At 52.8% G+C, this 25,877-nt stretch carries 23 protein-coding genes and 1 pseudogene; 19 read left to right on the top strand and 5 right to left on the bottom strand.

Features of this window, described 5'->3' with window-relative positions; all coding sequences use genetic code 11:
• Positions 1–9 precede the first annotated feature (9 nt).
• The 3 genes from IP582_RS05965 to IP582_RS05955 form a co-directional block, all read right to left on the bottom strand.
• A complete protein-coding gene (locus IP582_RS05965; RefSeq protein WP_193795367.1) occupies positions 10–189 on the bottom strand; it encodes a hypothetical protein in 180 nt (59 codons plus the stop codon).
• 1 nt (position 190) lies between these two features.
• The gene (locus tag IP582_RS05960) at positions 191–652 is read right to left on the bottom strand and encodes a hypothetical protein (RefSeq protein ID WP_193795366.1); all 462 of its coding nucleotides are present in this window, start codon (positions 650–652) and stop codon (positions 191–193) included.
• 80 nt (positions 653–732) lie between these two features.
• Complete coding sequence (locus IP582_RS05955; RefSeq protein ID WP_193795365.1) at positions 733–2,409, bottom strand: YadA C-terminal domain-containing protein; 1,677 nt, start codon at positions 2,407–2,409, stop codon at positions 733–735.
• Positions 2,410–3,070: 661 nt separating this feature from the next.
• On the opposite strand from IP582_RS05955, the gene IP582_RS05950 reads away from it, so the two are divergent.
• A complete protein-coding gene (locus tag IP582_RS05950) occupies positions 3,071–3,295 on the top strand; it encodes a hypothetical protein (protein WP_193794817.1) in 225 nt (74 codons plus the stop codon).
• Between the two features lie 163 nt (positions 3,296–3,458).
• Here the strand turns inward: IP582_RS05950 and IP582_RS05945 are convergent, their stop codons facing one another.
• Complete coding sequence (locus IP582_RS05945; RefSeq protein ID WP_193795364.1) at positions 3,459–4,352, bottom strand: LysR substrate-binding domain-containing protein; 894 nt, start codon at positions 4,350–4,352, stop codon at positions 3,459–3,461.
• A gap of 112 nt (positions 4,353–4,464) precedes the next feature.
• Between IP582_RS05945 and IP582_RS05940 the strand changes: the two genes are divergently transcribed.
• The 6 genes from IP582_RS05940 (at position 4,465) to IP582_RS05915 (ending at position 11,894) form a co-directional block, all read left to right on the top strand.
• Complete coding sequence (locus IP582_RS05940; RefSeq protein ID WP_193795363.1) at positions 4,465–5,610, top strand: serine hydrolase; 1,146 nt, start codon at positions 4,465–4,467, stop codon at positions 5,608–5,610.
• A complete protein-coding gene (locus IP582_RS05935) occupies positions 5,607–6,788 on the top strand; it encodes an MFS transporter (protein WP_193795362.1) in 1,182 nt (393 codons plus the stop codon). The genes IP582_RS05940 and IP582_RS05935 overlap by 4 nt, the downstream gene beginning before the upstream one ends.
• A 71-nt stretch (positions 6,789–6,859) precedes the next feature.
• Positions 6,860–7,780: a LysR family transcriptional regulator gene (locus tag IP582_RS05930; RefSeq protein ID WP_110295978.1), complete on the top strand. Its 921-nt coding sequence runs from the start codon at positions 6,860–6,862 to the stop codon at positions 7,778–7,780.
• Positions 7,781–7,888: 108 nt separating this feature from the next.
• On the top strand, positions 7,889–9,082 hold the full coding sequence (locus IP582_RS05925; RefSeq protein ID WP_193795361.1) for an MFS transporter: 1,194 nt from the start codon (positions 7,889–7,891) through the stop codon (positions 9,080–9,082).
• Positions 9,083–9,105: 23 nt separating this feature from the next.
• Positions 9,106–10,125, top strand: coding sequence for an NAD(P)H-quinone oxidoreductase (locus IP582_RS05920; protein WP_193795360.1), 1,020 nt, complete (start codon positions 9,106–9,108; stop codon positions 10,123–10,125).
• A gap of 341 nt (positions 10,126–10,466) precedes the next feature.
• Positions 10,467–11,894, top strand: coding sequence for a methyl-accepting chemotaxis protein (locus IP582_RS05915; RefSeq protein WP_193795359.1), 1,428 nt, complete (start codon positions 10,467–10,469; stop codon positions 11,892–11,894).
• A gap of 159 nt (positions 11,895–12,053) precedes the next feature.
• Here the strand turns inward: IP582_RS05915 and IP582_RS05910 are convergent, their stop codons facing one another.
• Positions 12,054–12,980, bottom strand: a complete 927-nt coding sequence (locus IP582_RS05910) for a LysR family transcriptional regulator (protein ID WP_052249353.1) — start codon at positions 12,978–12,980, stop codon at positions 12,054–12,056.
• A 155-nt stretch (positions 12,981–13,135) separates the two neighbouring features.
• Here IP582_RS05910 and IP582_RS05905 point away from each other — a divergent pair, with 155 nt between their 5' ends.
• The 12 genes and pseudogenes from IP582_RS05905 to IP582_RS25530 form a co-directional block, all read left to right on the top strand.
• The gene (locus IP582_RS05905) at positions 13,136–14,224 is read left to right on the top strand and encodes a 4-oxalomesaconate tautomerase (protein WP_132439410.1); all 1,089 of its coding nucleotides are present in this window, start codon (positions 13,136–13,138) and stop codon (positions 14,222–14,224) included.
• Positions 14,225–14,318: 94 nt separating this feature from the next.
• Entirely contained in the window at positions 14,319–15,563 is a 1,245-nt protein-coding gene (locus tag IP582_RS05900; protein WP_193795358.1) for an MFS transporter, read from the top strand.
• A 75-nt stretch (positions 15,564–15,638) separates the two neighbouring features.
• The gene (locus tag IP582_RS05895; protein ID WP_193795357.1) at positions 15,639–16,502 is read left to right on the top strand and encodes a fumarylacetoacetate hydrolase family protein; all 864 of its coding nucleotides are present in this window, start codon (positions 15,639–15,641) and stop codon (positions 16,500–16,502) included.
• Between the two features lie 62 nt (positions 16,503–16,564).
• A complete protein-coding gene (gene citC, locus IP582_RS05890) occupies positions 16,565–17,662 on the top strand; it encodes a [citrate (pro-3S)-lyase] ligase (protein WP_041852326.1) in 1,098 nt (365 codons plus the stop codon).
• A gap of 1 nt (position 17,663) precedes the next feature.
• Positions 17,664–17,957 carry a citrate lyase acyl carrier protein gene (gene citD / locus IP582_RS05885; protein WP_041852327.1) on the top strand — a complete coding sequence of 98 codons (294 nt, stop codon included), beginning with the start codon at positions 17,664–17,666 and terminating at the stop codon, positions 17,955–17,957.
• On the top strand, positions 17,954–18,829 hold the full coding sequence (gene citE / locus IP582_RS05880) for a citrate (pro-3S)-lyase subunit beta (protein ID WP_041852328.1): 876 nt from the start codon (positions 17,954–17,956) through the stop codon (positions 18,827–18,829). The genes citD and citE overlap by 4 nt, the downstream gene beginning before the upstream one ends.
• A gap of 17 nt (positions 18,830–18,846) precedes the next feature.
• On the top strand, positions 18,847–20,364 hold the full coding sequence (gene citF / locus IP582_RS05875; protein ID WP_110295959.1) for a citrate lyase subunit alpha: 1,518 nt from the start codon (positions 18,847–18,849) through the stop codon (positions 20,362–20,364).
• Entirely contained in the window at positions 20,364–20,909 is a 546-nt protein-coding gene (gene citX / locus IP582_RS05870; RefSeq protein ID WP_228007943.1) for a citrate lyase holo-[acyl-carrier protein] synthase, read from the top strand. Before citF ends, citX begins: the two co-directional genes overlap by 1 nt.
• A complete protein-coding gene (gene citG, locus IP582_RS05865; protein WP_193795356.1) occupies positions 20,884–21,756 on the top strand; it encodes a triphosphoribosyl-dephospho-CoA synthase CitG in 873 nt (290 codons plus the stop codon). The genes citX and citG overlap by 26 nt, the downstream gene beginning before the upstream one ends.
• Positions 21,757–21,787: 31 nt before the next feature.
• Positions 21,788–22,351 (top strand): alpha/beta hydrolase, encoded by a 564-nt coding sequence (locus IP582_RS05860; protein WP_193795355.1) that lies wholly within the window; start codon positions 21,788–21,790, stop codon positions 22,349–22,351.
• A 64-nt stretch (positions 22,352–22,415) separates the two neighbouring features.
• On the top strand, positions 22,416–25,010 hold the full coding sequence (gene acnB / locus IP582_RS05855) for a bifunctional aconitate hydratase 2/2-methylisocitrate dehydratase (RefSeq protein ID WP_193795354.1): 2,595 nt from the start codon (positions 22,416–22,418) through the stop codon (positions 25,008–25,010).
• Between the two features lie 301 nt (positions 25,011–25,311).
• Positions 25,312–25,488 (top strand): annotated as a pseudogene (locus IP582_RS25530) (anion permease); the annotation flags it as partial.
• Positions 25,489–25,877: the final 389 nt, after the last annotated feature.

The following is a 25,877-nucleotide window of genomic DNA, read 5'->3' as shown; positions in this document are numbered from 1 at the left end:
CAGCAGACCTTACTTGAGATAACCCACCAGCGTTGTACCGTGTTTGTAATACGCTTTTTGTTGAGGAAAATAGTGAATCACCGTCTTATCGCCTGACTGGTAAACCGTTGCCCCGGGTTCGCGTTCGATAATGTCGGCGCGTTGGCCGTCAATAAACGCCAATATAATCACACTAGAAATCTTACGCACCTTACTGATATTCCTTTCTTTTAATATTGCATACCCGGTTTTGAATGTGTTTTGTAAGTCGTTTAGATTCATGGGGTCTGAACATGATTCGGTTGTAATGCCAGCCAGAAGAGTCGCGATAAACAGGATTGGCACAGACGTCTATTTCAGCGGCGAATATCCTGTTTGAAGTGCCCGCTTCCGGGCGCTGGAGACTGTTTTCGCATGGCGTGGGGGCGACGTGTTGTACGCTTTCGTCTTCCTCAAACCACCCGCTATAGTCCACGACCTCGTCGCTCTCCGTTGCAAACATCAGCGCATGCTTAAAGGCCTGCATACTATTTAAAAACAGCGAGTGCGAATCACTCGCCTCCCAGCCCGAATCGCTTAAATTATCTGAGACGAAAAACAACTGATAAGCCTGCGTCACGCAGAGCGCCAGGAGGGCGCCCGTCACGATGTTCATGCGTGTTGGTAACTTCATTAAACGTCTCTCTCCATTTACGCGTTACCCTAACGCTTATCGTGACTGCGCCCGTCTTACTCAGCATCGGCGTGGGGTGATTACCAGGAGCCCGATAAACCGACAGAGCCGCCTGTCGCATTACCGTCGTACGAGACCTGCACGCTTACCGAGGTCTTCGCCGTCAGACCAAAGTTCAGGCCGCCTGCAACGGCAGTTTCATTGTCATATTCACCCACCGCCACCGCATACCCGGACTGGTGGCCGGCATAATGCAGGTTACTGGTCGCTTGCGACATCGCTCCCACCTGGTTGATCGTTTTACGGTTTTCATGGATATCTTTGCTGTTCTGATCGATACGCTGTTTGTTGGCAGCAATCGCGGAACGGTTCGCAGAGATAGCGCTACGGTTCTGGTAAATGTTGGTGGTGTTGTTGTAAATGGCGGTATTGTTGCGGCTAATCCGGGTTCGCGCTGCCGTATCGACCGTCCAGGCATTGACCGTTAAGGTCGTCGCACTGTTCTTACTGTTCTTACTGTTCTTACCATTCGTACCATTCGTACCATTCGTACCATTCGTACCATTCGTACCGTTGGTGCCATTTTTACCCGGCTGCCCCACAACATTAATCACCTGAATATTCCCGGCAGATTGCGGCGTCCCGGAAGGTTGACTATTGATGGTGGTCACTTTCGTCCCGGTGATAACAGTCTGTACAGGCATTGTCGTTACAGTGGTCTGCGGATAGGTTTTCAGCGGTACTGTCACTGATGCATGTGGAATCTGTGCTGAAACAGTGTTCGGCTGCGGCGTCTGCTGCTGTACGGTCGGTACTGCCTGCGCTGTCAGGGTCGGCGCTTTCATCGGCTGCGGCGTCTGTTGCTGTACGGTCGGAATCGCCTGCGCTGTCAGCGTCGGCGCTTTCATCGGCTGCGGGATCTGCTGCTGCACCGTCGGAACCGCCTGCGCTGTCAGGGTCGGCGCTTTCATCGGCTGCGGGATCTGCTGCTGCACGGTCGGAACCGCCTGCGCTGTCAGGGTCGGCGCTTTCATCGACTGCGGGATCTGCTGCTGCACGGTCGGAATCGCCTGCGCTGTCAGGGTCGGCGCTTTCATCGGCTGCGGGGTTTGCTGCTGCACGGTCGGAATCGCCTGCGCTGTCAGGGTCGGCGCTTTCATCGGCTGCGGCGTCTGCTGCTGCACCGTCGGAATCGCCTGCGCTGTCAGGGTCGGCGCTTTCATCGGCTGCGGGGTTTGCTGCTGCACCGTCGGAACCGCCTGCGCTGTCAGGGTCGGCGCTTTCATCGGCTGCGGGATCTGCTGCTGCACGGTCGGAATCGCCTGCGCTGTCAGAGTCGGCGCTTTCATCGGCTGTGGTGTCTGCTGCTGCACCGTCGGAATCGCCTGCGCTGTCAGGGTCGGCGCTTTCATCGGCTGCGGGGTTTGCTGCTGCATGGTCGGAACCACCTGCGGCACCAGAGCAGGCGTAAACCCTGTGACCGCCTGCAAGTCAGCCATATGTCTGGACGCGATATTCATCGTCTGCCCTGCGTTAGACCACTCTTTGATCTCCGCGTCTGTCAGCATCGCTATCTGATTATGGGTGTTTTTATATCTGCGATTCACATCTGCAGCCTGGTTGAGGTCATGCCGTGTGGCCTGAATATCGGCAACGTATTGTTCAATAGTGCCAGGGTAGATCGTTGCGTTCACAGAACAAATCGAACCCACCAGCACGGCAAGGGTCGTCAGTCTGACAACCGTATTACGTTTCATTATGCGCTTACCATCATTCGTTAAATTGAAAATGAGGCACAGACAATGTCGCTAGCCCCAGAGTTAATCAAGACTTCAATGTCACGAAGATTACAGACATGAAAGAGACTTATCAAACGTTTCTTTATTAGATACGCATGGATTTTTTAGATGACTTTGAAAAGACTAATGTTTTTGTCTTAAAATATTTAATAGCTTTAAAAAGCTTTAGAAAAGTCATCAAATAGTCACGTGAGTGATAAATAACAGGCCAGAAAAATAACTGATAACTCTTTTCAACAAGATGGTAAAAAACAAGATAACCCCATTAAAAACAATAAATAAAAGATAAAAACCAGCATAAGAAGATAACAAAACTGCACAAAGATAAGCGTTAATCTGTAAAACGACTGGTTTTCGGCAGTATTGGGAAAAAGGTAAGATGGAAGAGTGTCAGAAAGAGCGAAAAGACAAAAAAGACGTAGTTTCACATCACCAAAGACCAGGCACGAATCAACTAAGTAAAAAAAAATACATAACAAAGACTACAAAAAGCCATTAAAAGAAAATGACACTCATCCCCAAACCTGAGGAATTCCCAGTAATCTTACGTTTTACAGCGACAACGCCGCTTAATACGAATAAAACAGTGACAGCGATGACAGGGTCCGGCTGAAAATCGATGAGGCGTTGGCGGCTGACCGGGGCCGCCCGCAGGGAAGCGGGCGGAGGGGATAGCCTGCAAGGACGCAGGCTGGTCCCCGACCCGAAAGTCAGCCGACATAAGCATCATGGACCGCGCCAGCGGCGATTTTCCTGGCCGGGAGCCCGGGTCGCCAGGGTGGTGGCGGTGAGCCACCCTGGCACGTTCACGGGTTCTGTCGCGACAGAAAAGCAAGGAACATAAGGTGAACGGAATGACCATCAGAGCCGCATTTCCCCCTCACCCTAACCCTCTCCCCAAAGAGGAGAGGGGACCGATCGTGCTCGCATTTTTGTGGGGGATTCCTCAGCCCCCAAACCGTACTCAACGCGCACGGCTGTGGCTCTATTTCACTTGATGACGCTTTTTACTTTGCTGGAGGGAAGATCCGCACGCTAAGAAAATCGATCAGTACACGTAACTTTGGCGAGGGATGTTTACTGGCAGGCCACAGAAGATGTACCACGCCGGTGTGGCTGGCGTAATCGGACAGGACTTCCCGCAGCGCCCCCTCTTCCAACGCTTCACGAATGGCGAAGTCAGGTAACCAGGCAATACCCAGCCCACGTAGCGCGAAGCAGACACGGGTTTCAATGTTATTACACACCATGGTCGCCGGAAGCGCGAGTTCGTTTTCCGCCTCGTTGCCACGCATCACCCAGCGCTCCAGTTTGCCGCTTGAGGGAAAGCGGTATTGCAGGCAGGCATGGCGTGTAAGATCCGCAGGGGTTTGCGGTTCACCACAGCGGGCCAGATACTCCGGCGATGCCACGACCACGGTACGAAAGTGGCCCAACTTGCGGGCAGAAAGGCGCGAATCCGCTGGCGGCCCGATGCGCAGCACGGCGTCATAGCCTTCGGCAATCACATCCACCATGCGGTCGGTAAATTCCAGATCCAACTGGATCTGCGGGTACTGGCGCATAAAATCACCCAGTACGGGTAGTACCAGCGAGCCCACCAGCGGCAAGCTGAGTCGCAAACGTCCGACCGGGTGCTCCGCCGCCTGGGTGAGTTCCTGCTGTGCGGCCTCAATTTCTGCGAGGATGCGTCGGCTGCGTTCCAGCAGTAAATGCCCTTCTGCCGTCAGCGTGATACTGCGCGTGCTGCGGTGAAACAGACGAACACCGAGCTTATCTTCCAGACGGGCGATGCTCTTGCCGACCGCCGAGGCCGACACGCCAAGGTTACGCCCGGCGGCCACAAAGCTGCGCATCTCCGCCACCTGCACAAACACCACAAATCCGTTAAGACTTTCCATACGCCCCCGCTATTGCGGACATTTATCTCCGCAGTGTCATGAAATATACCCCTCTTTTTCCGCAATCGCGAAGCTTCTACTGTGGAAACGTTGAACACTGAGGAGAGAACATATGCACGATTTCATTCAACGCGTTGTCCGTCAGGCTCTGCATGAGCGCCGCCTGGTGGGCGTGGAAGTCATGGTCGCCCACCATGGGCAAACACGTTATCACCAGGCGGCAGGCTACGCCGACCGGGAAACGCAGCGCCCGATGACGCTGAATACCCGTTTCCGCCTTGCATCGGTCAGTAAACCTATCGTGACCACCGCCGCGATGGTGCTGGTGCAGCAGGGGAAATTGCATCTTGATGAGGCCATCACCCGCTACCTGCCTGACTTTACCCCGCGCTTGCCGAATGGCGGCCAGGCTACCATCACGCTGCGCCAGTTAATGAGCCACAGCGCCGGTCTGGGTTACCGCTTCCTTGAAAAGGATGCGAACGGCCCCTACGCCCGCGCAGGGGTTTCTGATGGGATGGATGCTTCCGGGGTAACGCTTAACGAAAACGTCCGTCGTATCGCCACGGTCCCTCTGCTATATGCGCCGGGAACCGCGTGGTGTTATTCGCTGGCCATCGATGTGCTGGGAGCGGTGATTGAGCAGGTACAGGGACAACCGTTGGATGTGGCGATAAAAACGCTGGTTACCGGGCCGCTGGCCATGCACAACACCGCCTTCGCGCTCGCCCCACAACAAGAGGTCGCTACCGCCTATGTGAATGACCAGCCGGAGCCGCACCGCCTGCAAGAGGGGGAGTTTGCAGCCCCTTTTGAGAACACTGTGGGTATCTGCTACAGCCCGTCACGGGTCTACAGCAGCCAGGCGTACCCGTCGGGCGGGGCGGGAATGGTCGGCACCGTGGGCGATATGATGCGCCTGCTTGAAACGTTGCGCAGCGGTGGCGGTTCCCTGCTGGCCCCCGAATGGGTGGCGGAAATGGGCCGCGATCAGATTGCGCCACATGAACTCCCGGACGCCCCCGGCGTGGGCTTTGGACTGGGCTTTTCCGTTCTTCGCGATCCACAACTCGCCGCCTCGCCGGAATCCCCCGGCACCTGGCGCTGGGGTGGCGCCTACGGCCACGCCTGGTTTGTCGACCAGAAGCAGGCACTCAGCGTAGTGGCCTTTAGCAATACGCTGTATGAAGGCATGTCGGGACAGTTTGTAAATGATCTGCGCGATGCGGTCTACCACGGCCTGCGGGAGGCATCATGACAGGTGCGAAACGACTGCCCATTTTGCCGCTGCTGGCGCTGGGGATGGCGGCATTTGTCACTATTGTCACCGAAACGCTGCCTGCCGGGTTGCTGACGCTCATGGCAGACGATCTCTCCATCACGCCCGCGGCGGCCGGGCAAAGCGTGACGGTCTATGCCATCGGCTCGTTTATCGCCGCCATCCCGCTGATGTCGTTACTGCAGGGGTGGCGACGCCGCCGCCTGCTGTTGCTGACGCTCGCCGGGTTCACACTGGCAAATACCGTCACCGCGTTTGCCACCGATTATTGGCTGCTGCTCGCTGCGCGCGGTATCGCTGGCATCGCAGCCGGTATTCTGTGGGCGCTGCTGGCGGGGTTCGCCGCCTCGATGGCCCCCGTCCATAAAAGGGGAAAAGCAATCGCCATTGCCATGGCAGGCACACCGCTGGCGCTCTCCATTGGCGTGCCCATCGGCACTTTCGTGGGTAACCTGATTGGCTGGCGACTCTGTTTTGCGATGCTTAGCGTAATGTCGTTGCTGTTGATCATCGTTCTGCGTCTGAGCGCCCCGGATCATGGCGCGGCAGCGGTACAACAGCGCTTATCGCTACGCCGCGTCGCACAACTGCCCGGCGTGGGCGGCGTCCTGCTGCTGGTGCTCTGTTTCGTGCTGGCGCATAACCTGCTCTACACCTATATTTCGCCGTTTCTGGCCCCCGCAGGGTTAACGGCAAGAACGGATGCTGTCCTGTTACTGTTTGGTCTGTGTTCACTGGCGAGTATCGCGGTAACGGGGGTGTTGATTGACCGCTACCTGCACCGACTCACCGTGCTGAGCGTTGGTCTGTTTATGCTGGCCGCCCTGCTTCTGCAACTGAATGCGAGCAGTGCCTCCACGGTCTGGGTCGCGGTGACGCTGTGGGGGCTGGCCTTTGGTGGGGCCGCCACGCTGTTTCAGACCGCGATGGTGATCCGCGCCAAAGCGGCGACAGATATCGCGCAGTCGATGCTGGTAACGGTGTGGAACCTGGCGATTGCTGGCGGCGGCGTGCTGGGTGGCATGGTGTTACAACACACTGGAACAGGCGGTTTTACCCCGCTGTTGCTCTTACTGCTGGCCGTGGCGATGGGGGTGGCATGGGTAACAGGCCAAAAAACCTGCGCGGGTGAGCAACAGTCATTCATCGAACAGTAAGGCAACGAGCACATCGGCACGCAGCGTGATATGTTGTGCGTATTGTGAATAATTTTGCGAAATGCGCAAAGATGATAACGCCCAATTTTGCCGAGTATCTCTCTGTCTTCGCCGATGTCGTGCGCAGCGGCAGCTTTTCCGCTGCTGCGCGTAAGCGTGCACAAACCCCGTCTGCCGTGGTGCGGCAAATTGATGCGCTGGAACATGAGCTGGGTGTCGCGTTGTTTATTCGCTCAACGCGATCACTGACCCTGACAGATTCGGGGCAGAAGCTGTACCAGCGTGCGCTGCGTCTGCTTGATGAGCTGGCTGATGTTCACGCGGAGGTCTCAGCATTTGATATTTCCGTGTCCGGCACCCTGCGCATCGCGTGCCTGCCCTCTTTCGGCAAGCGGTACGTTCTGCCGGTCATCGCTGCGCTGGAAGCGGAACACCCGGCGCTGCGCGTTGAACTCGATCTCACCGAGAGGCTTTATAATCCGGTCACAGAGCGGCTGGACGTGATGATTCGCATGGGCGACCTGCCGGACAGCACGCTTATCGCCATGACGCTCGCGCCGCTGACACGCCTGCTGGTGGCAAGCCCCGCTTACCTTGCGCGTGCAGGCCAGCCGGTCAATGCCAGCGAACTGGTCACGCACCGCCTGCTCGATAAACTGCACGGCACCGATCTGCTGGGATGGAAGGAGATCCCCGGTTTTTCGCACAGCGAAGCGCAACGTGCCGGGGTGTTCTTTCGCTGCGATGATTTTGAAGCCTTACGCAGCGCGGCACTGGCGGGCATGGGCATCGCCTTTCTGCCCACCTGGATTGTCGGCCAGGATGTAAAAGCGGGCGCACTCACGCGTCTTTCGCTCGACGGCGAGCCCTGGAATGCCGCCCCGTCGCGCATTCATCTGCTGCGCGCGCTGCCACAGCCCGGAGCCAAAGTCCGCGCCTTTAATGCGGCACTTTGCCAGGCCATCGGCACACCGCCTGTCTGGGAACCCTGAACTGCATCTTTGCATAATGCGCAAAGATGTTGCGTCTGAAACGGCGTTATCATCCTGCATCGTGCCGTATAGAGTGGTGGCAACTCTTGATACGGGATTGATGCCACCATGGTTACCTCTTCTTCGTCGTCAGCGCCGCTCTCAGCCACCACCGTTTTTCTGATGGCTCTGGCCTGCGCCTTTGCAGTTTCAACGCTTTATTACAACCAGCCGCTACTCGACAGCATGGGGGCAACCTTCGGGCGCTCCGATGCGCAGGCGGGCCAGATTGCGATGCTGACGCAACTTGGTTACGCCAGCGGCCTGTTTCTGCTGGTTCCACTCGGCGATCGGGTCGATCGTAAACGACTCATCATCGCACTGCTGGCATGCAATATGGTCAGCCTGCTGGCGGTGGGCGTCGCACCCAATTTTAACCTGTTAAAGCTTGCCAGCTTCGCCGTCGGCGCCAGTGCCGTGAGCGCACAAATTATTATCCCCACCATGTCGGGTCTGGTCGATCCGACCCTACGTGGACGGGTTGTAGGCACGCTGTTGAGCGGCCTCTCGGCAGGTTTACTGTTTGCCCGCACCTTAAGTGGTTTTGTCGGTGCCAGTGAGGGCTGGCGTATGATGTTTTTGCTGGCCGTCGCCATCGATGTACTGGTGATGGTGGTGATTATCCTCCGCTTCCCGTCAACCGCGCAGGCTACATCACTCCCCTATACCGCCTTGCTGTCATCACTGTGGGCACTGTTTAAAGATGAACCCACCGTTCGCGCCGCCTGCGCTACGGGATTTCTGATGTTTGCCGCCTTCTCCGCATTATGGTCTACGCTCGCTATGTTGATGGCGCGCCCGCCGTATGAATTTGGCCCGGACGCCGTGGGGGCATTTGGTTTCGTCGGAATCGCCGGTCTGCTGGCTTCCCCGGCGATTGGCCGCGCGGTCGACCGCGTGGGTTCCGGCAAGATGCTTTTCGCTGGCGCACTGCTGTTGGTGGCGGCTTTTGCGCTGGTAGGCGTCGGCGCTTCACATCTGTGGTTACTCATCGTGGCAATGGCGATGATTGATATCGGTAACCGTGCGGGCCTGGTGGCGAATCAAAGTCGTATTACCGCGCTTTCGGCCACCGCGCGTAGCCGTCTTAATACCCTGTTTATGACCAGCTATTTTCTTGGCGGCGCAACGGGAACGGCGGTTGCGGCCACCACATCAGCTTCACTCGGCTGGCACGGGCTGGCGCTGACCGGGGCACTCTTTGCCGTTACAGCGCTGTGCGCCCATCTTTTAATCAGTACATCAACGCCGTCGCATCGCTAAAAGGCACGGACTGAGGAGATAATATGTCTGAACAAACGAACGTGATCCCCGACACTATGACTGCCATCGAAATTACAAAGCCCGGTGGTCCGGAGGTGCTGAAACCAACAACGCGCCCGGTACCGCGCCCTAAAGAGAATGAAGTGCTGATTCAGATTGCCGCGGCGGGCGTCAACGGTCCTGACGTGATGCAACGCAAAGGGCAATATGCGCCACCGCCTGGCGCATCAGATATCCCCGGTCTGGAGGTTTCCGGTGTGGTCGTGGCCATCGGTAGCAAAGTACACCGTGTTAAGCCGGGCGATCATGTGGCCGCGCTGATCCCAGGCGGTGGCTATGCGCAATACTGCGTGGCGGATGAAATCAATATCCTGCCCTTACCGCCTGAACTTAGCCTGACCGAAGCTGCCGCGTTACCCGAAACGTTTATGACGGTCTGGCTCAATATGTTCCAGCGCGGCCAGTTTAAAGCTGGCGATATTATCCTGATTCATGGCGGCGCATCCGGTATTGGTACGACGGCAACCATGCTGGCAAAAGCCTTTTGCGCCGGGAAAATCATCACCACGGTCGGCTCAGAAGCGCATCGCCAGGCCAGCCTGAAACTGGGGGCGGATACCGCCATCCTCTATAAAGAGGAAGATTTCGTGGATACCGTTCATCGTGAGACCGACGGGCATGGCGCGGATATTATTCTCGACATTGTGGCCGGGGATTACGTTGCCCGTAATTATGCCGCCGCTGCGATGAACGGTCGCATTGTGCAGATTGGCGTGATTGGCGGCGTGGCTAAAGAGGTTGATTTGTTCCCGATGCTCAGCAAACGGCTCACGCATCTGGGCTCCACACTGCGTTCACGTACCCCAGCGGAAAAAGCTGAGCTGATAGATGCCCTCACCGAAAACGTGTTGCCGTTAATTGAAACCGGGTCGGTGAAGCCGCAAGTTTTTAAAACCTTTCCACTGACCCACGCATGCGAAGCACACCGGATGCTGGATGCCAGTGCGCATATCGGGAAAGTGGTGTTGGTGACAGAGCAGTAAACGCACCGGCGATGTCTGGCCCAGGACAGGCATCGCCAGCAGAGAAGCGAGAGGAGGCCGATCGCCTCCGTCACCACAGTAACGCCTATCGTTGAGCAAGGAATAAACGATTAAAGTTTGGGCGTTTTGCATATTCCTATAAAAAACAACGGTCATTTTGCACCACGGTTATCGGATGCAAAATGTATATAGTTTCTTATCAAAATTATTTCTCTCTCCCCTGTATTTATTTATCAGCACTCCTGTTAGACTTCATTTAAATCGCGCACTATCAAATACCGAGCGATTTACATTGCGTGCCGTTTACGCTTTATGCCACCTCTCTAAAACAGAGCGCGACTATGAACTCATTAAAAAACTTCACCATCCGCCGCGTTGTCCTGTGCATCCTGCTCACGGCATTTGCACTTATCGCCGCCACAGGCGGTTATGCCGCTTACACAGCTCACAACATGAATAAATACGCCGACCAGAGCGCGGCGCAGACACAACAGGCCCTTTTCCTCGCCCACGCCACGCTGGTTTTACAACATGGCACAGACGCTGAAAAACTGGCGCTTAAGAATGAAATCCCGGCGGGCCCGGAATGGGCGACGCTGTCCCAGGCGTTATCGGACACCTCCGCTAACTGGCAAACAGAAGCCACGGCGCGTATTAAAGACCTGACACAGCATGCCGTTTTCGACAGTGCGCTGAATTCATCTGACGGTAAGCGACTGAATATGGTGTTGCTCATCGCGCTGTTTGCGCTCGGCGGGCTGGTTCTGTTCTGCGACTGTTATCTGGTCATCCATCTGGTCAAACCGGTTGGCGATATTCGTTCATACTTCCAGGTTATTGCGCAGGGTGACCTTACCCGTGAGCCGAAAGATATTGGACGTAACTGCGTCGGCCAGATGATCCCCCTGGTGCGGGAAATGCAGCACAGCCTCCTTAAGACGGTCACCGCGATAAGCGAAAACAGTGACGCGCTTCATCGCGAAGCAAGTGAAATCGCGGCGGGCAATAGCGACCTGGCAAACCGCACCACGCGGCAGGCGGCCTCTCTGGAACAGGCGGCGACGAGTATGGAAGAGTTAACCTCAACGGTAAGCCATAACGCGGATAACGCCCGCCAGGTTCGCGATCTGTCAGTGACGACCGCAGAAACGACGGAAAAAGCCAGCGAACTGGTTGAGAATCTTGCCAGCACAATGAATCGTATCGCGGACGGCTCTGAGCAGATACGCCAGTTCACCTCAACCATCAATAGCATTGCTTTCCAGACCAATATCCTTGCGCTCAACGCAGCAGTAGAAGCGGCGCGAGCCGGTGAGCAGGGGCGCGGTTTTGCTGTGGTGGCGACGGAAGTGCGTTCCCTTGCCCAGCGTAGCGCAACGGCCGCACGGGAAATCGAGTCCCTGATAAAATCAGCCATCGTTTCGGTGCATGAGGGCAAAGAGATTACGGATGCTGCGGGCGCGGCAATGACAGAGGTGAAAGGAAACGTCGCCAGCGTGAATACGCTTATCGGCGAGATTGCACTGGCCTCCGATGAACAAAGTAAGGGGATTTCACAGCTCAACCATGCGGTTGCGGAGCTGGACAGAGTGACACAGCAAAATGCCGGACTTGTCCAACAGGTTACGACGTCTGCCAATAATCTCAACGCCAGAACCGAAATCCTTAATGAGGTGGTCAGTCACTTCACGCTTCCTGGCACCACGGTCCGGCGAGAAAACACCCGCGCAGATTTTGCCAGGAAGCTTATCCCCGCCAGAGCACAGTGAGTCAGACCGGGCATAAGAACGACCATCTATAACGTCACGGACACCGCAGTGTTTTACAACATGAAGGTGTCCGTGACGCGTAAAAGCAGCACCGCATCGCTGCTCTTCGCAAACCCCCGTTTCTGACACTCCCATGCCCGGCAGCCGCTCCCCTTGCGCTTAATGACTGAATTTACCAATCCAGGGGCTGGTTTTATCCTGCGACCATAACTTCATCAACATCTCGCGAAATTTCTCGGCCGCCGGGCTCAATGAATCCCCTCTTCTTAACACTAAGCCAAGCGTTCTTCGGATAACGGGTTCGATAAGAGGACGGCTAACCAGCACATGATGCTCATCGGTAGGCATTGCCAGGCTGGGGACAACCGCAACCCCCAGCCCCGCTTCCACCATCCCGAGAGATGTAGAGAGATGCCTGACTTCATAAAACCAGTTCGGCTGCCAGTCGAACCCTTCGAGCGCCTGGTCGATCAGGAGCCGGTTGCCGCTCGATTTGCGGACTCCGATAAGCCGGAGCCCGGCAAGATCTTCCCACATCACCAGCGATTTTTTGGCGAGTTCATGATCGCGTTTACAGGCCAGAACAAAGGGTTCATTCACCAGAGGGGTGAACTCTATATTGGGATGTGTGATGTTTATCATATTTATGCCGAAATCTGCGTCGCCATTAAGCACGGCTTCGAGGCAGTCACTGGCACTATGCTCAAGAATGCGGATGCGAATATTCGGGTAATGTTCATTGTAATCACGAATAACGGAGGGCAAGAAATAGAACGCGGCGGTAGGTAAACAGGAGAGCGTAATAACCCCCGTTTGATGCGTTGCCATCTCTTTAATGCTGAGAATAGAGCTTTCATAAAAATCGATGAGATTCTTTGCCTTAGGCAGAAAATCTCGCCCGACGGCGGTCAGTTTTACTCGTCTGGTCGACCGTTCAAATAACGTTGTGCCCAAACTCTCCTCAAGCTTTTTTATTCGCCTTGTTAAGGCAGGCTGGGAGATGTGTAAAAATTGTGACGCCCTTGTGAAACAGCCAATTTCCGCAATCTTAACAAACGCTTGAATGCCCTGTAATTCATGCTGCATGTTTATCCCCCCACGTTTACCCCGCTATTAAACCATCGTAACCGACAGCTTATTAATGTGTAAAACGCATTAATCCTTCGTTTTTTGACATTAGAGTTATTTATTCGCATATGGGACGCTTACTGCATCATTTAATGTGTGGAAAGAGAAAACCTATGTTCAACATACCTTGCGTACTGATGCGCGGCGGTACTTCTAAGGGACCCGTTATTCTGGCAAGCGATTTGCCCACCGATGTTCAGGAACGTGATGCGGTTCTGCTGGCGCTGATGGGTGCCGGCCATGAGCTGGAAATTGATGGCATCGGTGGCGGCAGCCCGCAAACCAGTAAAGTGGCGATTGTGAGCCGTTCAGAAAGCCCGGATGCGGATATTGACTATCTGTTTGCCCAGGTCATGGTGAAAGAGCGCCGCGTTGATACCACGCCCAACTGCGGAAATATGTTATGTGCGGTTGGCCCTTTTGCGATTGAAAAAGGGCTGGTTGCGGCAAAAAACCCTGTCACCACGGTTCGCATCCGCAATCTCAACACCGGAACATTTGTTGACGCCGAAGTGCAAACCCCTGACTTCAAGGTGTGCTATGAAGGCGACACGCAAATTGATGGCGTGCCTGGCGCCGCAGCGCCGGTCGGTTTAACGTTCCTCAATTCCGCAGGCTGTAAAACCGGTAAATTACTCCCGACCGGTAACACAACGGATGTTTTTGACGGAGTGGAAGTCACCTGCATTGATATGGCGATGCCGATGATCTTAATCGATGCACAGCAGATGGATAAAACCGGTGGTGAATCACCTGCGGAACTGGAAGCCGATCTGGCGTTTATGCAACGGCTTGAAAAAATCCGTCGCAAAGCTGGCGAGGCCATGGGTTTTGGTGATGTCAGCGACAAAGTGATTCCCAAACCTGTGCTTCTGAGCAAACCTACGGCGGGCGGCACGATTAAGGTTCGCTATTTCATGCCGCATAATTGCCATAAATCGCTGGCCATTACCGGCTCTATTGGTATTTCAACAGCAACCATTATTGATGGCTCTGTTGCCCAGAAAATCATTAGTGACCAACCGAAAGATGCATTTACCAATATTGTTAATATTGAACACCCAAGCGGAAAAATTACAGTCTCATTATTAAAAGACGGAAATAAAATCGAAAACACCCGTGCTGCTGTAATCAGAACGACCCGTAAATTGTTTGAGGGTAGTGTTTATGTTCCGGAAATCGCTTTAGCGGAAGTTATCTGAACATCAGCCAGCCTTTTAGAAGTTTTACCGATTAATACCTTTAGCCTGTAACGGCTAAGAAGCTCTGTACCAGAAAAATAATGTCGAGGATATTATGGCTATAACGAACGTTAAAAATATTTCAGGTGGTTCCGGCGATGTAACAGCGAGTCAATACATCCGTGTCATCTTCGCTTTAGCCCTGTCAGGTTTGGCTGAATTAGCGTCTTTGTTTTTCATTCAACCGTTGTTACCTGTTCTCGCGGTTGAATATGATGTCCCGGTCAGTCAGGTCAGTATCATTCTTTCCGCAGAAACCGCCCTGCTTGCCATTGGTCTGTTGTTCACGGGTACACTTTCCGATCATTATGGCCGTAAACGCCTGATTATTGTCTCCTTGTTACTGGGTGGGTTACTCACCATTCTGTGCCCGCTGGTCCAGTCATGGGCGATGCTGGTGGCGTTACGTGCCGTTATTGGCCTGGCGCTGAGCGGCATTGCCGCTGCGGCAACGGCTTATATTAGCGAAGAAGTGGCCCCGGTCGTTGCGGGCGTAGTCACCGGTTACTTTGTGTTTGGCAACTCAATGGGTGGAATGTCGGGCCGTATCGTGGCCAGCCAGTTGATTGAACACATTTCCATAAACACGATTTTCTACGGTTTTGCGGCAAGCCTGATTGTTGTTGCGCTACTGGTTTACTTTATTCTGCCCGCCTCCAAAAACTTCAAACCGACGGAAACCCTGAATGTATTCCGTGTCGTGAAGGGCGCCGCGTCGCATTTCCAAAATAAAAAACTCGCTCTGGCATTTGTTATTAGCTTTATCATTTTTGGTACCTTCACCTCTCTCTACAACTATCTGGCCTTCTTCCTTAAGGGCGAGCCGTTCCATATTTCCCCTGCCAACGCCGGGCTGCTCTCTTTCAGTTTTGCGTTAAGCTTTTTCACGGCGCCACAGGCCGGGCGGTTCTCTGCGAAATATGGCAGCATGAATGTGCTTCGCGTGTTGTTCGCCATCATGTCTTTGGGGATGTTGCTGACGCTAACCTCTAACGTCATCACCTTTATCATGGGTGCCGTCATCTTCACGGCATGCTTCTTCGGTTGCCATTCCATCGGTCTGAGCTGGGTAAGTAAGAACGCCACTCATGCTCGCGGGCAGGCCGTCGCCCTCTATTTATTCTTCTACTACATGGGTGGCTCTGTTATTGGTTTCCTGAACGGTTTCGTCTTCCACTCAACCGGCTGGGCAGGCATGACCGCATTTATTATTGCTCTGCTGGTGCTGGGTATGATTGTCGCGACACATCTTGCCTCCGGCGCGAAAGCGAATCTGGTGCCTGCAGAAACGTCAAAATAACCGCAATCGATATACCACTCACGCCATCAACTGGCGTGAGTAAATAAAGTTTAAAAGCCAGAATTAGGTGTCATTATGAAACTTGCAAGTTACATTCATCACGGTCATAAAAGCTACGGTATTTATACCGAAGCAGGTATTATCGACCTTGGTCAAAAAATTGGTCAGCAATATCCAACATTAAAAGATCTCCTGCAATGGGATGCTCTCGATGTCGCACAGCAATATGTTGACTACCCGGCGGATATTACAGATAAAGATATTACGTTCTTACCGGTTATTGAGGAGCCTGGAAAAATTTTTTGCGTGGGAATGAACTATGCAGAAAAAAGAAAGGAGTTCTCCGAAACCAACAACGCGCCAACATTATTTATCCGCTTCCCGGATTCGCAGACGGGCCACGCACGGCCGGTCATCAAACCGAATCTTACTGAGGAATTTGATTACGAAGGCGAACTGGCCGTCATCATCGGAAAAGCGGGCGAGAATATTAATCGTAGCGATGCGTTAAGCCATGTGGCGGGCTATAGCTGTTATATGGACGGTTCGGTTCGCGACTGGCAGCACGCATGGTTTACTGCCGGTAAAAACTGGCGTCAGACTGGCGCATTCGGGCCCTACATGACAACCGTTGATGAAATCCCCGATCCGCACGCATTATCCATTCAGACGTATTTGAATGGCATGCTGGTGCAGAATGATTCAACAGCCAGCATGATCCACAAAGTCGCCGATCTCATTGCTTATATCAGCACCTTCACGATGCTCAGCCCTGGCGATGTCATTATTACGGGGTCACCGGGTGGTGTTGGTAAAAAACGCAATCCGCCTTTATTCATGCATGAAGGTGATTGTGTCGAAGTCGCTATCGAGAAATTAGGCCGGCTGACCAATACCATTGTCGAGTCGACGTCGCCATCCAATGCATTTGCCCTTTAATTCGCTCGTCATAACACATGCGTCATTCAGTATCGATGAACACCAGGTCAGGAGAAATTTAGATGTATGCCGAAAAAACGCTAGAATTCGATACGGTTGAAACTAGCAACGGTGTTCTCAAAGACGAGATTATCGCATTTCTGAAAAGTAATGGATTAGGAATAGATGATGATGTCGGGCAATTCGTCATTGCGCGCGCTGGCAAAGAATTAATTGCCTGTGCGGGCCTGGCGGGCAATACATTAAAATGTATCGCTGTGCATATTGAATGGCGCGGAACATCGCTGGGATTACAGTTGATTCGCGAAGCGGAAAATCTGGCAAACCAGAACGGCGATCATCATCTGTTCCTTTTAACCTGCCCTGATAACGTTAAATCTTTCCGTGGTTGCGGCTTCTTTCCTTTAGCCACTCTTGATGGCAAGGCCGCGTTAATGGAAAACACCCCGGTTGGCATTCACCGTTACTGTAAGAAACTGCGCGCAGAATTTTTCGTCCCGGCGGCCAATATTGGCGGTATCGTTATGAATGCGAACCCCTTCACGTTAGGGCACCAGTTCCTTATCGAGCAGGCCGCCCGTGCGTGCGACTGGCTGCATGTGTTTGTTGTGGAAGAAAACTTATCTCAGTTCTCCTTTACTGAACGCATTGCAATGGTACGTGACGGGGTAAAACATCTCACTAACGTAACGGTACATCCCGGTTCCAGATACATTATTTCTCGCGGCACTTTCCCCAGCTATTTTTTAAAAGAAAAACAGGTGGTGAATGATGTCTATTCCGCGATCGATTTAATTATGTTCCGACGTTATATTGCGCCCGCACTGGGTATTACACATCGTTTCGTTGGCACTGAGCCATATTGTAAAGTTACAGCCCAGTATAACCAGGCTATGCACCACTGGCTTGAAGACGAATTGGTCATTCCCTCCACCGCCATTAAAGTGCATGAAATCGACAGAAAAACCGATGAAAATAATTATCCAATCTCAGCATCGGCTGTTCGCGCTCTCTTGAATAAGAACAAACTGTCAGTCGCAAGAAATATGGTGCCCGAAAGCACCATGCCTTACTTATATAACTGGCTAAAAGCAAATCACCCTGACTTGCCGGAACAACATCTGGCAGGGAATCTTATGAGCATTAGCGTAGGACTCTAACATGAAAATTATACAGGCAGCTCTGGCAGGCACGCTGGAATCGAGCGACCTCATGGTTAAAGTTAGCCCTTCTGACAGCGGGCTGGATATAGTTATTAATAGCGAAGTGATGAAGCAATTTGGCGAACAAATCACTCAGGTCGTCAAAGAAACGCTGGCTGCATTCAATGTCACCCACGGGCAAATCATTGTTGATGACAAAGGCGCACTGGATTGTGTTATTCGCTCCCGGATGCAAGTCGCCATCATGCGAGGAACCTGTAGCGATGAAATTAACTGGGAGAAATTACAATGAAAAAATTACGCCGCAGTATGCTTTTCTTACCGGGCTCAAGCGCTTCCATGTTATCGACCGCATTTATTTATAAACCAGATTCAATCATGTTTGACCTTGAAGATGCGGTTTCGTTAAGGGAGAAAGACAGCGCTCGTATATTGGTTTTTAACGCCCTCCAGCATCCCATGTATAAAGATATTGAAACGGTGGTGCGCATTAATCCATTAAACACCCCATTCGGTTTAAAAGATCTTGAGGCGGCTGTCCGCGCCGGGGTCGATGTTATTCGCTTGCCGAAAACAGATACGCCAGAAGATATTCATGAGCTTGAACGTGAAATTGTGCGCATTGAAGAAAGCTGTGGCCGTGAGGTTGGCTCCACACAGGTGATGGCGGCTATCGAATCTGCAATTGGCGTTATCAATGCTGTTGCCATTGCCCGCTCCTCAGAGCGACTGATGGGCATTGCGTTAGCCGCATTTGATTATGTGATGGATATGCAGACAGAACGCGGAGACGGTACTGAACTGTTTTATGCGCGTTGTGCGGTTCTCCATGCGGCGCGTGCCGCGGGTATCGATGCGTTTGACGTTGTTTATGGCGATGTGAACGACGAAGAAGGCTTCTTAAAAGAAGTGGATTTAATTCGTCGCATGGGCTTCAACGGTAAATCTTTAATTAATCCACGGCAGATTGAGTTGCTGCATAACGCCTATGCGCCAACCCAGGAAGAGGTTGATTATGCAGAACGCGTCATCGCTGCCGCCGAAGAAGGTGAACGTAGCGGGCTGGGTGTCATTTCTCTGAATGGCAAAATGATCGATGCGCCAATCATCAATCACGCCAGGGTCGTTCTTGAGAGAAGAAAAGCATCAGGCATTCGCCACTAATCGACGGGATAATAAAGATGAAATTAATCGAAGCTTTACAAGAACAGGTCGGGCAATCAAAAAAATATGTGGCATTTACCCATGCCAACGCGACCACACCTTATCTGGCAGATGTCGGGCAAAAGCACCAGCGTAAACTTTGTGACAGTCTGGACGAGATGATAGACCGCTGCGAATTACGTGATGGGATGACAATTTCATTTCATCATGCCTTTCGTGAAGGCGATAAAGTTATCAATCTTGTCGTCGATAAACTCGCTGCATTGGGTCTGAAAAATATTACCCTGGCATCCAGTTCATTAATGACCTGTAATGCCCCCTTAATTCAGCATATTCGTAACGGTGTTATTTCTAAAATTTACACCTCCGGCATGCGCGGGGAATTAGCCGATGCGATTTCGCATGGCCTGATGGCGCAACCGGTAGAGATTCACTCGCACGGCGGTCGCGTTAATCTCATCCAGAAAGGTGAAATTAATATTGATGTCGCCTTCCTCGCTGTCTCATGTGCTGATGAATATGGCAATGCGAGTGGGAGCGGCGGTAAATCACGCTGTGGCTCGCTCGGCTATGCGATGGTCGATGCACAGTACGCTAAACGCGTAGTACTGCTGACCGAATCCATCGAGCCCTTCCCTTATATGCCCGCAAGCATTGTTCAGGACCAGGTCGATTACATCGTAAAAATTGACAGCGTTGGCGACCCGGCAAAAATCAGCGTCGGTGCGGCCCGCGTAACCAGCAATCCTCGTGAGCTGATGATTGCGCGCTCGGCGGCGGATGTGGTCGAGCACTCCGGTTATTTCGAACAGGGTTTCTCCATTCAGACCGGTTCTGGCGCGGCATCAACGGCCTGTACGCGCTTTTTAGAATCGCGCATGAAAAATAAAAACATCACGGCGAGTTTTGCCTTAGGCGGTATCACCGGCAGCATTGTGGATCTTCATGAAAAGGGGCTGATCGCCAAATTGCTGGATACCCAGAGTTTTGACGGCGCCGCCGCCGCTTCTTTAGCCAGAAACCCAAACCATGTTGAAATTTCCACCAACGTTTACGCGAATCCGTCATCCAAAGCGGCATGCTGCGACCAGGTCGACATCGTGATTTTAAGCGCCCTTGAAATTGATACTGATTTCAACGTTAACGTGCTGACGGGCTCTGATGGCGTGATGCGCGGTGCCTCCGGCGGTCACTGTGATGTGGCTGCCGCCGCAAACCTGACGGTGGTGGTTGCTCCGCTTATCCGTAGCCGAATTCCAACGGTGGTGAAGCAGGTAACCACCTGCGTGACGCCGGGCGAAAGCATTGATGTTTTGGTTACCGATCATGGTATTGCCGTAAACCCTTCACGTCCTGAAATTCATCAGCGGTTAGTGGCTGCAGGCTTGCCCGTACTGAGTATTGAGGCGTTGCATCAGCGCGCTCTGGAAATCTGCGGTCACCCAAAAGCCATCGAGTTTACCGACAAAATCGTGGGCATTGTTCGTTACCGTGATGGAAGCGTCATTGATGTCGTCCGGCAGGTAAAAGAGTAATGAACGCGATGGCAGACGCAGCGTGCTTACCTGTCTCATTAGCGCAGCTATTAGCCTCCAGAGACGCCCGCGCAGAGCAACAGCAGCGCTGGTTAACGCAGTGGGGACAGACGCTCATTTCGACGACCCTGGTCTGGCCGGGCGAGGTCAAAGACACGCCGGTCTCCAGGGCTGTAATGGCGGTGGCGAATGAGGCTCTTTCGGGGCTTATTCTCGCTAATGGCTGGGAGATCGTCCGGCACGACGCTCGCCTGCTTATCACCGGACCGGAGTCATTCTGGTCCGTTAATGCACCCGCATCGCAGGTCAAAAAGGTCACCATTCTTCTTGAGGAGAGCCATCCTCTGGGCAGGTTGTGGGATATCGATGTGTTTTGCCCGGAGAACGGCTTATTGAGCCGTAAATCCGTAGGTGAAAACAAAAGACGTTGCTTCATCTGTGATGAACCCGCACATGTCTGTTCACGCATGCGGCGCCATTCGCTTCATTCCCTGCAAACTGTCATGGAGGCCAGGATCAATGACTATTTCTGCCATCAGAAGTGAACCGTTGGTTGAGGGGTTTAACGTTGCTGAGCTCGCCGCAGAGGCGATGTACCGCGAAGTGATTTTGACCCCCAAACCGGGGCTGGTAGACCGCCATAACAATGGTTCGCATACGGATATGAATATTAAGCTCTTTATGTCCAGTATCGCGGCCATTGCCCCGTGGTTTGCGTTGTTTGTCTCCAAAGGGATGCAGACGGCCAGACAGGAGCCCGGCCAGACACTTCGGGCTATCCGCCCTATCGGGCTTGCCTGTGAGCAGGCCATGTTTCGCGCGACGGGGGGCATCAACACCCATAAAGGGGGGATCTTTTCGCTTGGTCTGCTTTGTTCTGCCGCCGGGCGTCTGCAAGGCAAAGGCGAAGCGATCGATCGCAGCGCGCTCTGCCGCGAAATGAGTCTGATCTGCGCCGGTATGGTGAGCCGAGAGTTGAAACAACATGGCGATGCGAAGACCAAAGGTGAGCAACTGTTTCGGGATCATGGCTTCACGGGCGCCCGTGGTGAAGCGGAAAGCGGATTTGTGACGGTCAGGCACTACGGCTTACCCGCATGGGAAAAAGCCATAACGTCGGGTTATTCACCAGAGGAGTCTTTGCTGCGGGTTTTGCTTTCCTTAATTGCCCATAATCCTGACACCAATATCCTCTCGCGAGGCGGCGTTGATGGATTGCGCTATGCCAGGCGGTATGCGGCCCGACTTCTGCGTATTAAACATCTTACCGGCAACAGGTTCAGGCAGGCTCTTTTTAATATGGACAAGGCGTTTATCGCCCGAAATTTAAGTCCGGGAGGAAGCGCCGATCTGCTGGCCGTAACCTGGCTCCTTTCCCGTTTTCCAGCCTGAGGGCGAAAACGAAAGATTGACGGAATTTACCATGACAATATCGCGCCTGTTAGCACTGGATGATGTTTTTACCACTATTCTGGTTCCGGGATTGAGGGATAGCGACGAGTACCACTGGCAAACCTGTTGGGCACGCCAGTTACCTCGCTGGAAAAGAATAAGCCAACGAAACTGGATCCAACCGGATATTGAAAACTGGTGTGCCGCGATCCGCAGGGAATTAACCACGTGCAAATTACCCGTTATTTTAATTGGGCATAGCTTTGGTGCCCTTGCCTCCTGGTATCAGGCTCAGCGTCAGGCGTCAAATATTGCCGGAATTGTCATGGTCGCACCGGCGGAACCTTCCTGGTTCGAACTTGAAGAGATCGTCACCGCGTCAAAGCTGAACGTGCCGGGCCTTGTTTTTGCCAGTCGTAATGACCCGCTGATGTCCTTCAACCGCGCGCTATTCTGGTCCGACTACTGGGGATGTGAGCTTATCGACATGGGTGACGCTGGTCATATTAATTCGGAATCAGGTTTTGGTGAGTGGAAATATGGCCTTGAAAGAATATCTGAATTTGGAGAAGGGCTATTAAAAATAGCAACATGATTATTTGATGTAAAAACACCATAGCACATTTTTTAATTTCCTTATGATAAGGTCAGGATATTTTATGTTTGAAGAATATAAGAAGCATGTCGCTGAGCGCGCAGAAAATGGAATACCCGCTAAACCCTTAACCGCGCAACAGGTCAGAGAATTAATTGCCCTCCTCGAAAATAAACGGTGCGAGGATCGAGAGGCGTTAATTAGCCTGTTAATTAACCAGGTTTCTCCCGGCGTTGATGCTGCTGCAAAAGTGAAAGCAGAATTTCTTGATAAAATTATCAAAGCAAAAACAAGTGAATTCGGTATCACGCCACAGGATGCTATTACTATTCTTGGAACCATGCAGGGGGGCTACAACATTCAGCCGCTCATTGATTCGCTGGACGATAGTGAACTGGCTCAGTTAGCGGCGAATAAACTCAGCCATACTATTCTTATCTTTGAAAAATTTAACGATATTGAGCAAAAAGCCCGTAACGGGAATGTGCATGCTAAAGCGGTTATTACATCATGGGCGAATGCCGAGTGGTTTAACGAACGCACGAAGCTTGAGGAAAAAGTCACGCTGACAGTCTTTAAAGTGCCCGGCGAAACCAATACCGATGACCTTTCGCCAGCCCCTGAGGCGTGGTCACGTCCGGACATTCCCCTGCATGCGCTCTCCATGCTGAGTTCCCCCCGTGAAGGTGTGAACCCGGACCAACCGGGGCAATACGGGCCAATCGCCCAGATCCGGGAACTAAAAGCCCGGCAGTATCCTCTTGCTTACGTTGGCGATGTGGTAGGCACCGGCTCTTCACGAAAATCCGCAACAAACTCCATCCTCTGGCATATCGGGAAGGATATTCCCTTTGTCCCCAATAAACGCAGCGGGGGCGTTGTCTTAGGCGGAAAAATTGCGCCGATCTTTTTCAATACCCTGGAGGACTCCGGCGCATTACCCATTGAAGTGGATGTCTCCGGTTTATCGACAGGTATGGTGATTGATCTTTATCCGTACAAGGGCGAGATTCGCCACCATCACGATCAGACGCTTATTGCCTCATTTAGCCTGAAAACAGACGTCTTGCTGGATGAAGTCCAGGCGGGCGGTCGCATCCCGTTGATCATTGGCCGCAGCTTAACGGCAAGAGCCAGGGCCTCTTTAGGCCTGCCGGCAACGTCCATTTTTAGGAAAGCCAAAGCGCCTGCGCCATCCTCAGCCGGGTTTACGCTGGCGCAGAAGATGGTGGGCAGAGCGTGCGGCGTGGAAGGTATTCGTCCTGGGCAATATTGTGAACCTAAAATCACCACCGTGGGATCGCAGGATACCACCGGCGGGATGACACGTGATGAACTGACGGACCTTGCATGCTTAGGGTTTTCTGCCGATCTGGTGATGCAGTCTTTTTGCCATACGTCAGCCTATCCCAAACCCGTCGATGTTAATTTGCATGAGACGCTGCCGCAGTTCATTACCAGCAGAAAAGGCGTTGCGCTGAAACCCGGCGATGGGATTATCCACTCATGGCTGAACCGTATGCTGATCCCGGACACCGTCGGTACGGGCGCGGATTCACATACGCGCTTTCCCTTAGGGATCTCGTTTCCGGGCGGTTCCGGGCTGGTTGCTTTTGCCGCCGCCACCGGAATTATGCCGCTCGATATGCCGGAATCTGTGCTGGTCCGCTTTAAGGGTGAAATGCAAAAAGGGATCACCCTGCGCGATTTGGTTCACGCGATCCCTTACTACGCCATTAAACAAGGGTTGCTGACCACTGAGAAGAAAAACAAACGCAATATATTTTCCGGTCGTATTCTGGAAATCGAAGGTTTACACATGTTGAAGGCTGAGCAGGCCTTTGAACTGGCGGACGCCTCCGCTGAGCGCTCAGCGGCTGCCTGTGTGCTACGCCTGGAAGAAGAGAACGTTGCCGAATATTTGCGTTCCAATGCCACATTACTGCGCTGGATGATTAGCCAGGGTTATCAGCACGCGCCGACCCTTGAAAAGCGTATTGCAGAGATCGAAGCATGGCTGGCCAATCCGTCATTACTCAGCGCTGATGAAAATGCCGAGTACGCCGCAATTATTGACATCGACCTGACTGAAATTACGGAGCCGATCGTTTGTGCGCCCAATGACCCGGATGACGCCCGTTTACTGTCTGAGGTTGCGCGCACACCGGTACAAGAAGTGTTTATTGGCTCCTGCATGACAAACATTGGTCACTTCCGGGCCGCCGGGAAGCTGCTGGCGGATGCAAAAGAGATCCCTGGCCGCCTGTGGATTGCCCCGCCAACCAAAATGGATGCCCAACAGCTTTCAAGCGAGGGTTATTTTAATAAGTTCATCCGTTCCGGCGCACGCATCGAACCAGCGGGTTGTTCTCTCTGCATGGGTAACCAGGCCAGGGTCAAGGAAGGGAGCAGCGTTGTTTCAACATCTACCCGCAACTTCCCGCACCGCCTTGGTACCGATGCAAATGTTTTCCTGGCGTCGGCTGAGCTCAGTGCTATCGCGGCCATGCTTGGAAAAATGCCGACGGTTGAGCAGTATCACTGGCATATGGACAAAATCAATGACACCCGTGAAGAGACCTATCGTTACTTAAATTTCCATACGCTGGCAGAGTATCAAGTAGCGGAAAAGCAGCGAATTGACGTGGTAACTATGTAATCGTCTCAAAAACATGCCCGGTAATATTCCCGGGCATGTTTTTCGCCTTCTCATTACCTGTTTTTTTGAATCGGCAGAGGTCTCATTTTTAAATGCGACCTCTGATATTGTCAAAGGAATGGATTAATTAAAGTGAGCGCTAAATTATTATTCCTCGCTTTCATTATCAGCCTTTCATTAATGACATCGGCGCCTGACGGTCTTTCAAAAGAGGCATGGGTACTGGCCAGTATTTAGCTTGCGGCTATCATTGGTCTGGTGAGCAAACCCTATCCTGAAAATTCGTTATTTATTTGCATCCGGTGGCTGCATTACCCATTATGGCGGCGCGTCAGGGCCCATTATTTTTGTGGCTGGCTATAACGATATAAAATCCTGGTGGATAACGGGTACGGTTGTCGCATAATTAACGTTTGTTATTCATATTACCGTCGGGTTCCCGTGGTGGGCGTATTTGAAAGCGAGTGGCTTACTCTAATGATAAGAGCGTGCTGGCCTTGCTTTCGTCGTGTTGATGTTTTATCGCTCAGACGCGTCGGATGACGCAGGGTGTTCTCTGTCGCCGCCCTGTACCTGTGAAATAGTACAGAACAGATACGCCCGCTCCTCTCCCGGAGCGGGCAATAGTGTGTATCGCCTCAATCAAAATCGCATCGCCGACGGCTGCAGTTAAGTATAACTGCGCTTTTATCGTTGTTGATTACCACTCGCAGTAACAAGGGAAATGTCAGTCACGGCAAGCCCTTATCTTCATGGATGCAGCGCTTATTATTAACACGCTAACGCTGTACATACCGTTACACAGCAATGCTCATCTTTTCAGATGTACCTGGTATAGAATGTCAAAGAAGATAGATTGGAATAAAG

Source organism: Citrobacter sp. BDA59-3 (assembly GCF_015167655.1).
Lineage (GTDB): Bacteria > Pseudomonadota > Gammaproteobacteria > Enterobacterales > Enterobacteriaceae > Phytobacter > Phytobacter diazotrophicus.
Note: the sequence above shows the minus strand (reverse complement) of the source record. Positions and strands in the feature narration are given on the sequence as shown.